Here is a 12,474-nt window from a genome sequence, read left to right on the forward strand (position 1 = left end):
GGTGTAGCGCAGCCCGGTTAGCGCACCTGCTTTGGGAGCAGGGGGTCCCAGGTTCGAATCCTGGTACCCCGACACAATAAAAAAGGTTCTAGATTTTCTAGGACCTTTTTTATTGTGTTTTATGTCATTAGCTTATCTAGGGATCATACCGAAAAGCTGTGGGATTTGCATATCAAGCATAGATTTTAGTCAAGCGATAAATAAAGAAGTTTACATCTCTTACTCCTCTTAAACTAGCTCTAAAAGATTTTATTTTAGCATTGAAGCTTTCAGCTGATGCATTTGTAGAACGGTTATTGAAGAACTGTACTATGTTATTCAAACCCAGATGTTAGGCTAAATAATGGGCTTTCTTTAAATCAGGATACTCACGGAATANTATTTCTGCTCGATGCTTCTGGGATTTACTCCAAGAGGTTTCTTTTTTACATAGCANGTATCTGCTACGAGCAAGTAATTACGAGAAACTACAAGTTTTACAACCTGTAGTTTCTCGTATAGTCAATCTAAAAAGGTAGTGTTTATGGGCGTGGCAAAGTACTGAAATCCCATTCTTCTAACGCTTTTTTAGCCAAGGGCTCCCCATTTTCACTTGCTAACTTTAATAAGTCATATGCTTTTGGAATATCCTGTTTCACATCTCCTTTGCCATTGTAGTAGATATAGGCCAATTTGTATTTAGCCTGAGCATGATGTAGCCCTTGCTTGATATCAGTCATTTGGAAATAATCAGCAGCTTGAACATAGTCTTGTTTTACTCCTTCTAAGCCAAAATTATAGATGTCTGCTACCTGATGAGCACAATTACTATCTCCCGCTTTTGCCCCTAACTTTAGATAGTATAGAGCTTTGTCCATGTCTTGCTCTATACCAAAATCTCCATTCTTATATAAGTTCCCAAGCCTATTGTAAGCATATAAATAGCCACGTTTACCTCCGTCTTCAAGAATAGCGATAGCCTTTGCTATATCTTTCTTTGCTATCTCGCCCTGTAGGTGTGCATCGGCATATTCAATTGTATGACGACCCGCATATTCTGTGGCATAGGATTTAATACGATTATATTCTTCAGCGTGTTCTAGATATTTTAAATTATCCTTAAAGTCTTGTACTTCTATATCTATTTGATTTATCTGATCACCATTTAAATGTTTGCTCACAGCCTCTAATTCATAATCATAAACAGAAAGCTTACCATAGAAGTACGATTTAGTATATTCTCGTTGATTTTTGTAATGCTTAAACAATTGCTCTTGAGCATCTTTGCTCCCAAGTTCAGCAGCCTTTGTAAGCCATAAAATAGATACTTCGATGTTTCTATCAAAATTGTTTCTTCCATAAAGTAAGCCATCTCCAATATTCGTATAGTAACTGGCTATATTATCTATTGTAAGATTCGTTTTTTTATTGTCAGATAATGCACATTCGAGGGCTTCTGTATAATACTCTAAAGCTGTATTTTGGTTTTTGGGTAGGGATTTATCACCTCTAATATAGAGGTCACCAATATTGATTTTGTAATCAGGATAACCTAAAGCTACCAATTTGTCGTAATACGCTTTTGCTTGCGATAAATCTTGTTTATCATACCTTGCTGTTTCATAAATTTTTGCCAATTGCAAAAATACATAGGAAGATTCTTTGTTAGCTATAGACTCCAAAAGTTCTATGACCTTATCAATCTTTATTTTTCTATTCAAATAGAAGTTTACAAGACTCATGGTATAATCACTATCCAGCATAGCAGCTTGGGTGTATAGCTTTTCTATTTCGAGATCTGTTTCCTCTTGTGTAGTATTTGGAATCCTTAGTCTTGTATAATTATCGGCCAAGGTTACAGCAGCTTTAGGGTAATTATTCTCTATTGCTTTGTTTAGCCACTTTAGAGCCTTAAGATCTGTTTCTTCTAGGGATTTACAAGAGAGTTGATTCGAATTATATAAGGTATACATTTCATACTGAGCTTCTCCTAAGCCACTATCAGCAGCCTCTTTTATCAATTCATAAGCCCTTTTTTCTATTGCAGGATTATTGTTGAATGCACTTCTTTCGAGGTAAGCCTTGCCAAGGTTTAACTTAGCATTATTATCTCCTTGGGATACTGGTACAACATAATTATTATATATCTCTAATATACCGTTGTCAGGTTCCTTAGATAATCGGAGATAGTATGCTGCTTTTTCCCAGTCTTGCTCTACTCCTGTTCCTGTAGCATAGTTTTCTCCTAGCTCAACTAGGGCCTTACTATATCCATTCTTGGCGAGCTGATGTAAAATGTAGTTAGCTCTAATCTCGTCTTTTTTAACAGCATCACCCTCTTTAAAGTATGTTTTTAACTTCCACCAAATAGGGTTCTTATCTTCAATATTCGGATCTTCTATTTGCATTATTAAATTATCATAGTTTCTCATTATTCGGATGTAGAAACTTCCGAGGTAATTGGGCTCTAATTGTTCCGCTTTGAAGAAGTATTCTTTAGCCTTTTCTCTATCGACTTCTACACCTATTCCATTGATATACCTTTTACCAACCTCTATTATTGCTGAATGATCTCCATTATTAGCCGCTTTAATGAAGTAGTTGGTACTGATTCGTTGCTTGGCTTTATCTTCAGAATCCTCATACATTTTGGCTAAAGATAATAAGGATTCAGTATGACCTAAGTCTGAGGCTTTTTCGAGTAGTTTCTTAGCTCTAGCTATGTTCTTTGTTCCGTATGTACCTCTTTGGAGGGCCATAGCCAAAGTAAACAGAGCCTCAGGATCATTAGCTTTTACTCTATCTTCGAGTTTCCTTAATTCTTGTAACTTTTCGTTTGCTTCTTTCACTCTTGACTCAGAAAACTAGTAGTCAGGGTCTTTTAATTTTTGATACCATACTAATACATTCTCATAATTGTTATTAGATCTGTAGGCATTCAGAACATCATAAATATCGCTATCACTGTTTGTTAGTGTAGCTATTTTTATTTTCCATTCGATTTTCTGCATTCCGTCACTCCAGTCACTGAGCTTTCTTAGGGCTGGAATGTATTGATTTTCTGCCAACTTTGTAAGTTCCTGTATACCTTTACTTTGGTTAGTTTCATAGTCTAGCAATGCTTTATAATATTGCAAGCCGACTATACCACTTTTAGCTCCTTTATTGATGTGATTTAGATAGTGTGGTAACTTTGTTTTTCTATATACATTGTAAAGCCATTTTTGCGAGCTGTTAAACTGTATATGTGTCAAAATCACATCAGAGAAATCATATTTATTAGGATAATCTGACAGTAAACTGATATATAATTCAATAGCTTCCTTGAGCTCTTTCTGATCATCGGATGCAATTAGAATGTTAGCAAGATGTAAATTTGTTAGTTCTTCGTAGTATTGGTTGTAAGAATTATCTTTTGCTAAGCGATAATTATCTTTTGCTTTTTGTAGATCAATACCAAATCTTCCGAGTCCTAATCTATATATTTCGGCGATATTAAAGTATGCAATAGCATGTTTTTTTGTTTTCAATACTTCGGTAAAGCAGTCAAAAGCTCTATCATATTCTTTTTTGTCTCCTAATTCATTACTAATATAAAGTAATCCGAGTACATAGGAATATTCGCTTCTTAGTTCTTTATCTAAGTCAGAATCTGCTAGCAAGGCCTCATAAATTGTGATAGCCTTCTGAATATCTTTATACTCAGAATCATTTATTGAATATATGTTGGCTAACATCGCTAATACCTCTTTGTCGTTGCTATCAAGTGTGTAAGCATGATTGATCAACTCATAGGCTTTAGCTACATTCGGTGGTGTAGATTTGTTTAAATAGATGTTCGCAAGATTTTTATAGGCTCGAATATTATTCGTTTGCTTTTGTATTGCCAATGTATACCACTTAATTACTTCTCCTAGGTCTTGATCTAAGTCAAGATAATAGTCTCCATATTCGTACAAACTAGCTAGTACTAATATGGCTTCAACGTTCCCTAGATTTGCAGCTTTTATGTAGCAAGCTAATGCATCTGATCTTTCCACTCCCTCGTCATAGCTAGTTCTGTAATAGTTTGCTAGTCTCATAAGAGCGGGTATATAGTCTTGTTGGGCAGCTTGTTTTAGATAAGGCAGGTATTCATTTTTGTTTGCATAATCAGCTTTTTCATAAAGCTCATACATTGCTTTAGCATTTTGTAGGGAAGCAGCTTGCTTTAAATAATATAAACCTTCTTCTCTGTTTTTCTCTAAATAAGGGATACCATTGTAGTTAATTTGAGCCAATTGATAATTGGCAAAGGCGCTCCCTTCTTTAGCATTTTTCTCTAATTTTTGAACTATATTTGATACTTGCTCTTTACTCAATAAAGAATATACTGAAAATAGCTTTGGGGTGTTTAGCTCAACAGAGAGTGCAAAAAAATCAGCAAACTCACTATCTATAATTTCCTTATACTTTGTAGCCATCTCTAGGTTAGGAGCCATCACTTCTCCTTTTGAATATATGTCATGCAATGCTATAGCTGCAGCTATAAACCCTCCCTCAAAAGCTTTTTCAAGGTGTGCGATTCCTAAGTCAATGTCTTGCTTTACCCCAAAGCCAAATTTATCGTTAAAAGCATAAAGAGAACCTACTAAAAAATGAGTAAGAGGAGTTTCTTCAAGCTCGTAAGCTTTAAGTGAATGTTCTGCTACTTTAGTAAATATTGGCTCCTCATTCCCCAAGACTGGGTTAGACTTTGAGTACAAGAGTGATAAAAAAATATGAGCTTGTGCTAGGTTTTGTTCTGCTGATTTCTCTAGATAGCCTTTGGTTGTAGCCGCAGTTTCTGCTAGAACCTGATCGTAGTTCAGTACAAATAAATTATAAGAAGCCTGCCCACTTCCTTTATCTGAAGCTAATTTCAACCACTTAGTGGCTTGTTCAATATTATATGTTTCAAAGTAATCATCGAGGTAAAGCATCCCTGTTACAAAAGCCGCATCTGTATCTCCATCCATTGCTTTCTTTTCAAATCTGCTAATTGCTGTTTCGATATCTCCTTTCAAAAAAGACTTCCAGCCTTTTTGAGTTTGGGCACAAATAAATTGCATTGAAGAAGCCATAAGTAATCCTGTTAAGAGTATATATTTTTTGATTTTCATATTATTGTAGTATTGTATTGACTTATTGTAAATCTTATTTGATGATAGTAGGGAGATATATTACCTCGAACTTATCGCTCTTAGCTATTTTATGCCTATATATCTCAATCATGAGTTTCTAAAAGCAGCGTCTAATATAGTAACTATATCATTTAATAATGGATGTTTTAATTTCATGATTTTGGATTTTTTAGCTTTCAAGATTGGTTGTTTCAATGTTGTGTCAATGTTTGGCTTGCTAAAGCCCTTGTGTGTAAAGTGATACTTGTTTTTGTTTTTTAGATGGGAGAGAATAAAGCTGCAAATAATAAAATGATGTCTAGGTAGGGATATAGCTATTCTATGTAATACTACTGTTTTGATTTGGTACTATTCGAGGTCAAATCTATCTGTTTCTTTTGTGTTTTTAATCTTTAATTTTCTCGAATTGTCTAAAACTTAAAACTAACTCTATTTTTACTCTAAGATTTTAAAGAAGAGAACTTTCTCATAGTATTAAACAAGAGAAGAAATGAAGAATATAATCTTATTAAGATTGGAGAAATACAGCAATGAGTTGGAGTATCAGCTAATTGAAGATGGCGTATATAAAGACTTGAAAGATTCTGAATCTACGAACTCAAGAATTGCTCTTTCTTTTGAGTTAGAGGTTGGTGATAGTTGGCAATATCCATTAGAAGATATACTAGATAAATTCTATTTGCATGTTTCAGACTTTCTCGATACCGATATTGAAAGTTGTCAAGATGGATCGAATTTAAATCTAGAGCTTGCAGGAGAGCTAGAGGATATCCTTAGTGTAAGAGATATTCTAGACAAGAGAGTGTATAATGCCCCTGGTCAAGATAATTATGTGAAATTGGTTATTGAGTGATTGTGGGTGTATCATTTATTCAATCTGGGTGACTAAAATCTATGCTTGATATGCAAATCCCACAGCTTTTCGGTATGATCCAGTAAAGATTCTACTATTAACCATATGCTAAATCCCCAACTTTATGAACTGAGCCATGATCCCTGATCCCTGATCCCCAAAAAGTCCCAGTAAAAATAAAGCCCTGTGTGATGCAAATCACACAGGGCTTTTCCAACGAGTGGTACTCGAAGCGGAAGTACTATTTATTTGCTTCGTAATAACCAAACAAGGATTAAAGTACCTCTATACACGTATCTGATTGATTGGTTTACTTATATTTGTATTAACAAGCAACTCATTTGTTGCCCCAAACGTTGCCCTTATTATGGAAGTGAAGTTTTTCTTGAAGGATAAAAATAGTGATACTACATCAGTTAGAGCTGTAGTAAGACATAAAGGTCAAAGATATCAAATAGCAGTTGGTGAAACAGTTATTGTTAAATATTGGAATGACAAGACCTATAGATGTCGTACTGTAAGAGATTATCCTGAAGCATCACATATCAATATACGATTAGCCGACTGGGCTGATTTGATTGAAAATGCAATAAATGCTTTTGGCCTCATCGTGCCAACTCCAAAAATGCTACGTGATAAGATTGATGAAATAATAAGAAATCGGAATATTGAAGCTGGTGGTATTATCGAAAATGAATCTGAGCAGTACTTAGTTTCTTTTGCTGAAAAGTACAGAGATAATTCAACTAAATCTGAAAGGACAAAAAAAGGATATACCACAACTATAAACAAGATAAAAGAGTTTGAAAAAACACATAAGACAAGACTTCGATTTATAGACATCGATATAGATTTTTACAGCCAATTTAAGAACTGGATGTTGAATGCTACTTATGTTAAGAAGAAAGGTGAAGCACCTATTCATTACACGAAGAATTATATTGGAGCTCTATTTAAAAACATTACTCTATTCATGAATGAGTCAAAAGGAAAGGTTCATGACTTTTCAGGCTTTATGGATAAAGACTTTAAATCGGAAAAAGAAGAAACAGACTCTATTTATCTGACTCAAGAAGAAATTCAAAAGATATATGATCTCGATATAACTAAAGAACTGCTGCGTACTAATGGGTATAAAAATCAAAACTTAGTTTCTACTATAAATTCACTTAGAGAAGAGCGTGATCGTTTCCTTCTAGGGTGTTTTACGGCCCTAAGGCATTCAGACTATTCAAGATTGGACAATCTTCACTTCAAAGAGGATATTATCCGTATATGGACTGTAAAGAAAGATAAGAAGGTATTCATTCCTATGCACTTTCGAGTTAGGGAAATATTAGAACGAAGAAAAAACATCTTACCTGCTGCCATTAGTGATCAGAAGCATAATAAACAGGTTAAAGCACTTGGTAAATTAGCAGGAATAAATGAAGAGGTTGTTTTAACTAAGACCAGGGGCGGTAAAAGAATTGAGAGTGTAGGGCCTAAATATAAATTTATAACATCACATACAGCTCGCAGGTCTGGTGCTACTAATATGTATCTTGCTGGTGTCGATCTAAAGTTTATTCAAGATATTCTAGGACACTCTAAGATTGAGCAGACTATTAGATATATTAAGGTTACTGCTGAAGACAATGCAAAGAGATTGATTGATCATCCATATTTTAGTGGGAAATAGATAAAGCCCCTGTTTTATTTACAGAGGCTTTATTAAATTTATAATTCTTCAATTATATAATCTTTCAAATCAGCTGAGGAAATACTCACTCTAGGCTTTTTGTTAGTCATGAATATTGACCAATTAAAACCTAGTGAGTCTCTTAAAGTTTTATTATGAACAAAAACGTATGGATTCCATGATTGCGATTTTGCCGTAAAACTACTGACTTGAAAGTCATACGCGCCTTGTGCATTAATAATCTCATAAGAAGGCTCTTTATCTCCAAAAAAGAAGATTTTACCAAAACACATTGCTTCCATTTGAAAGTCACTCTTTTTACTAGTCAGTTTATATTGCTGACCAAATTTTATTTTTAACATGTTGTTAAATATTAATTATTTTATAATTACCTCTTACTTGATGAGAGGTTTCATGTAATAATAGTGTTCAAATTCTGTTTTGGTTGTTTTGAGTGCTACATTTTAAAATAACTAAAGCAGCTCATATTTTTATGAGCTGCTTTAGTTTTGAATATTCAAATATAGTAATAATTTAGCTTGAATCCAAATATATTACAACAATTGTTATAATGTGTATATAAAACTCATGTCAACCACATTCTTCTGTTCACTAAAACTATACCGATACCCACCAATGACGCCAAAGTTCTTATAGATAACTCCAACTGATGGGCCTACATAGCTATTGCTTGAGTAACCCCCACCAATTAGTATTTGCCACTTCTTCAGTTTGGTTTCAATTCGTCTTATTGGCTCATAGTTGTAACTAGTGTGAGTAATGCTATTGTACTGCGTATTTTGGTCTAGCGTGAGTTTTCCATACTCATTATTGAATAGAGTATAGGAATAATTCTTAATGGCTATGTAGTCTCTTAAAATGGCTAGTGTGTCAACTATTGCAATATTAGTAATTGTGTCTATTCTTACTATTTCTTTGAAGACATAATGAGGTAAGCTAGCTATATCTAGTTTAGATTGCTGGATTGAAGGAGATGGTACGTGAACCACCTCCTTTATTGAATCTCCTTTTACCTCTTTGACTACAACCCTGTAATCTTGTTTATTGAGAAAGAAGCCTAGCATTATGCCAATAGCAAAGGCAATTCCTATGTACCATTTCAAATTAGTTCCCATCCTTCTTCAATTTCAGAAATGTTACCAGGTACTCCATTCTCTTGATAGCTCATAGCTTCAACGATACGGCACATTAAAGCCTTGTTTTCAGTGTCAATTTCAACATTCGGATAAACCTTTGCTCGATTGCTCACTAAACGAATATAACCCTCTGTATTGTTCTCGATAGGTGGAGCCCATCTTGAAATCATATCAGTTAGTGTTTTCTTTCCGTGTACAGACTTATACGTTCGTAGTGTTCTGAACATCGCTCGATAACCCCAAGCCATCGACTCAAACTTAAAGAACCTACTATCTGTTTGATTCTTACTTAGACCTTTCCATTTGGTACTATTTTTCTCAATATTCCCTGGATTATTATTTCTTAGACCTCTTGACATATCAACCTCACTTTTTTAATTTATCATCAACTTTTCTCAAGATAAAGTACTTCACATCTACTGTTAGCACTTTATACAATACTCTGATTGCTTCGCTCTCTGGGTGGAGCTGAGATACACTTTTTACTATATTAATCAGATAGAAGAGCATGAACCAGGCACTAATGATATTCACTAGCACGATAGCACTACCTTCTTGGCCAACTATGGACATTGACCTATTGCCTAGAATAATAAGTAAGAAGTAGGCTACAAGGAGTTTTAATCCGTTGTATATCTTCTTCATAGAAAAACTTTCTCCTTTCAACTTAGCTCCTGCTTTATACCCATACATACAATTAACCACGTAAAGGATAAATAGCCATATTAGTATATGGTCTATTGGGGCCAATGTTGCTACTACAGCTGAGTATGCTGCTATTACGATGTTCCGACACCCATCGTAAATATAATTTCCTAAATCATCCCACATTTCATCTTAGTTTACAAAACCGATAATACAACTACAATTAATAATCCTACACTCCAACCCAGACCAACTGCTAAGACATTGTACCAATCAAACAGGCGTGTCTTAGATGCGTGATAAGCACCAAACTCTAGGGATAGTGCCATTATAGCACAAGCCAATATAGATACTACTATCGCTCCAATTAAGGAGCTAAAAACAACCCCCAGAGTAGTAATTATAATGCTTACAACACCACTCATAATCGCATACTGAAATCCACTTTTCAACCATTTCATAATCATCAATTTTTATTTAAATATTAGCAGCAACCCATTGGTTGCCATTCCACTTTTGTATTCCACTTTTACTTATTTTCAATCCAAACCTGTCTGCTCTTATTTCAAAACCTTCTCCTGCCTTGTAGTGCAAGAATTCTTCTGAACTAAACGACGTGTATAATCCATCATTTCCGATTAATGTTGTGTTTGCTGGAGTAGCTTTATATTCAAAGGCAGTGAAACCTGAGAAAATAGCTATAGGAGTTCTTCTATCATGGTTGACGTGAATATTTGACGAGAATGCAATTTCTATGAAACACTCTGCATTATAGTGACCAGGAACACTAGCATAGAATTCAACAGTTCCGTACGAACCTAACATTACATCTTGAACAGTTCCTCGTGGCCCTCTAACTATAACGTTTAGTTTTGTTTTACCTTCTAGCCCTGGAGTAGGATTTCTAATTATATATGAGCTTGTTATATCGAATATCTTGTACTGTCCTACTTTATCACAATTAAAGTCATAATCCCAAGATCCTTGGTATACTTTAGAAGGCCTAATCTCATCCTCGTCATAATCGAATGTTTCGTTTAATGTGTCATACTCAGGTTGAAAAAGACTGTTCCATTTACCGTTGAGCACACTAGCATCAGGAATCTGCTCTCCTGTTATACGCATTACTTCAGCTCCACCTGCAGTTTTACCTACAATATCACTACCGTCAATATAAAACATACCAAACCTACCTTTCAAGGCAATAACATCTCCTGTTAAAGCATCAAATACCAAATTAGGAATAAAGTTACCTGTTCTGAACTCTTCATACTTAGTGGATGGGTTGCCTGCTTTATCAACACCTTGTTGTGACATCATCTTTCCATCCCAAAAGACAAACTCTCCGACTAAACCACCTCCAGCAACTATGGCTTTCACAATCACCATCTCGTAGGAGTTCTGGAGCTTCCAAGTAGCTTTAGAGCCATTCTTTGCATAGTCATCTTTGGGGTTTAGACCACCTTTAGTCATACCTTCCTTATTAAGCGAATAGAATAAACCTTCATGCTCGACGAGGGGCAAAACTTCAGAGTCACGTGTATATTCCTTATTTACATCCCACCGACCAGATATGAGTAAGACTGGTGCTTCTGGGATTAGTGTTATATAATCTGTTGCTGTTGCTCTCATATTTTTTTAACGTCTGTGTGTAGGGCTAGACCTCCACCGTTTGCAATTAAATCGTCTGAGGTAATTGTTATGCTTGCACCCTCTTTTCGAGAGGTTTCTACGCCTTGCATATTGTGCAGGCGATACGAGAATTTATAGCCTGTAAGCGGTATGCCCTTATCTCTACGAACTACAATAGGGTTAAATGTAATTTTGCCTCCTATGCTAAATGCGAGTGGCCCCGATGGGCGCGTGTTAATAATAATAGGGTCTGTCTCGTCGAATAGCTGGATTACGGCACTCGATACTAATACTCCCGCAACAGACATTTCACACATTACTACTAGCGAGCTGTCGATGTCGTCTTTTGTAAATGTTTTTTTGTTCGGTGTGCCTGCATCGGCTTCTATCTCTTTACGGCCATCGGGGTGGTCGGCAAAGAATTTGTAAGTAACACTATCTGTTACTTTTGCACCACCTTTTCGCAAGGTGGCTTCGCAGATTACCGAGTCGGTATAATTGTCTATCACACCCCCATTACTTGCTACCATATACGAGTCGTAGGGGTCGCCTGCCACCTCTTCGATAGAGATTGTAAGTGTAGGATTTACGGATAGTTCCGATACTCCAACCATTACTTTTGCCGAGAAATCTAACTTATCGGCAGAGGTGTTGTCGGCACTGGCTAGGTTGCCTACGATACGCAAGGCGGGTACTTCGACTATACCATCCTTGTACGTTTCTCGTTTAAACTTCTTGTCTAGCGATAGGCCTTCAGAGTCGAACTTAATCTCTACGTCGTTGTATTTCCACTTCCCCGAACCCGATATCGTGGTTAATCTTAGACCAGTATTTTGGCTTTGCATACGTGGGTAGATTAACGGTTGTTCTTCTACCTTGTTCCAGTCTGGTGTAACCACGGATGTACCTAATTTTAGATACTGTTTTAATGGTTTTGTTGGAAATAGGGCCGCGGCCACTTGGTCTCCATCCATAATTAGCGTTATAAAATCAAATGCAGATGCGTTATTCATTTTCGTCCTCCTTTTCTTCGTTTGTTGTGACTAGGTCGTTTTCGTCAAATGAGTTAGTCGTTTGGGGTAAATTACTTACTGGCTCGAGTGGAGTCATAGCCACTTTGTTTTGTTCGAGTTCCTCTTCGGAAAGGATATCGCCAACAGGTGCGGACTTAGCACCATTAAGTAGGGCAATAGCATCTCTGTGCGATATTATTTGCCCACCATGCTTTGCAACTCTTTGAAAGAGAAATTCGCCATCTTGCGCATCGAAATCTTTGTCTTCGAGCACGTACAGCCCTCCGACTTGAGTTCTATGTGTTTTGCCTAATTCCTGCGCTACTGCAGGAGATACAAGTACATAATTCAT

The 12,474-nt window shown here is 35.9% G+C and carries 12 protein-coding genes and 1 pseudogene; 2 read left to right on the forward strand and 11 right to left on the reverse strand.

Annotation, left to right across the window (positions count from 1 at the left end; translation table 11 throughout):
- Positions 1-172: 172 nt before the first annotated feature.
- The 3 genes and pseudogenes from B091_RS12955 to B091_RS0109700 all read right to left on the reverse strand — a co-directional run.
- Positions 173-457 (reverse strand): annotated as a pseudogene (locus B091_RS12955) (transposase); the annotation flags it as partial.
- 64 nt (positions 458-521) lie between these two features.
- Positions 522-2,828 (reverse strand): tetratricopeptide repeat protein, encoded by a 2,307-nt coding sequence (locus B091_RS0109695; RefSeq protein WP_018109805.1) that lies wholly within the window; start codon positions 2,826-2,828, stop codon positions 522-524.
- A 15-nt stretch (positions 2,829-2,843) separates the two neighbouring features.
- Positions 2,844-5,120: an SEL1-like repeat protein gene (locus B091_RS0109700; protein ID WP_018109806.1), complete on the reverse strand. Its 2,277-nt coding sequence runs from the start codon at positions 5,118-5,120 to the stop codon at positions 2,844-2,846.
- A gap of 511 nt (positions 5,121-5,631) precedes the next feature.
- Between B091_RS0109700 and B091_RS0109705 the strand changes: the two genes are divergently transcribed.
- Both B091_RS0109705 and B091_RS0109710 read left to right on the forward strand, forming a co-directional pair.
- Positions 5,632-5,994, forward strand: coding sequence for a hypothetical protein (locus B091_RS0109705; RefSeq protein WP_018109807.1), 363 nt, complete (start codon positions 5,632-5,634; stop codon positions 5,992-5,994).
- A 367-nt stretch (positions 5,995-6,361) separates the two neighbouring features.
- Entirely contained in the window at positions 6,362-7,675 is a 1,314-nt protein-coding gene (locus tag B091_RS0109710; protein ID WP_018109808.1) for a site-specific integrase, read from the forward strand.
- 38 nt (positions 7,676-7,713) lie between these two features.
- Here B091_RS0109710 and B091_RS0109715 read toward each other — a convergent pair whose 3' ends face one another.
- The 8 genes from B091_RS0109715 to B091_RS0109750 form a co-directional block, all read right to left on the reverse strand.
- Positions 7,714-8,037 (reverse strand): hypothetical protein, encoded by a 324-nt coding sequence (locus B091_RS0109715; RefSeq protein WP_018109809.1) that lies wholly within the window; start codon positions 8,035-8,037, stop codon positions 7,714-7,716.
- 204 nt (positions 8,038-8,241) lie between these two features.
- Complete coding sequence (locus B091_RS0109720) at positions 8,242-8,811, reverse strand: hypothetical protein (protein WP_018109810.1); 570 nt, start codon at positions 8,809-8,811, stop codon at positions 8,242-8,244.
- On the reverse strand, positions 8,796-9,191 hold the full coding sequence (locus tag B091_RS0109725) for a structural protein P5 (RefSeq protein ID WP_018109811.1): 396 nt from the start codon (positions 9,189-9,191) through the stop codon (positions 8,796-8,798). The genes B091_RS0109720 and B091_RS0109725 overlap by 16 nt, the downstream gene beginning before the upstream one ends.
- 7 nt (positions 9,192-9,198) lie before the next feature.
- Positions 9,199-9,525: a hypothetical protein gene (locus B091_RS0109730; protein WP_025069547.1), complete on the reverse strand. Its 327-nt coding sequence runs from the start codon at positions 9,523-9,525 to the stop codon at positions 9,199-9,201.
- Positions 9,526-9,674: 149 nt separating this feature from the next.
- The gene (locus tag B091_RS0109735; protein WP_155888314.1) at positions 9,675-9,938 is read right to left on the reverse strand and encodes a hypothetical protein; all 264 of its coding nucleotides are present in this window, start codon (positions 9,936-9,938) and stop codon (positions 9,675-9,677) included.
- Positions 9,939-9,954: 16 nt separating this feature from the next.
- Positions 9,955-11,109, reverse strand: coding sequence for a hypothetical protein (locus tag B091_RS0109740; protein ID WP_018109814.1), 1,155 nt, complete (start codon positions 11,107-11,109; stop codon positions 9,955-9,957).
- Positions 11,106-12,122, reverse strand: coding sequence for a hypothetical protein (locus B091_RS0109745; protein ID WP_018109815.1), 1,017 nt, complete (start codon positions 12,120-12,122; stop codon positions 11,106-11,108). Before B091_RS0109745 ends, B091_RS0109740 begins: the two co-directional genes overlap by 4 nt.
- A complete protein-coding gene (locus B091_RS0109750; RefSeq protein ID WP_018109816.1) occupies positions 12,115-12,474 on the reverse strand; it encodes a hypothetical protein in 360 nt (119 codons plus the stop codon). Before B091_RS0109750 ends, B091_RS0109745 begins: the two co-directional genes overlap by 8 nt.

The sequence above is a fragment of the Bacteroides propionicifaciens DSM 19291 = JCM 14649 genome (genome assembly GCF_000375405.1).
GTDB lineage: Bacteria > Bacteroidota > Bacteroidia > Bacteroidales > Bacteroidaceae > Bacteroides_E > Bacteroides_E propionicifaciens.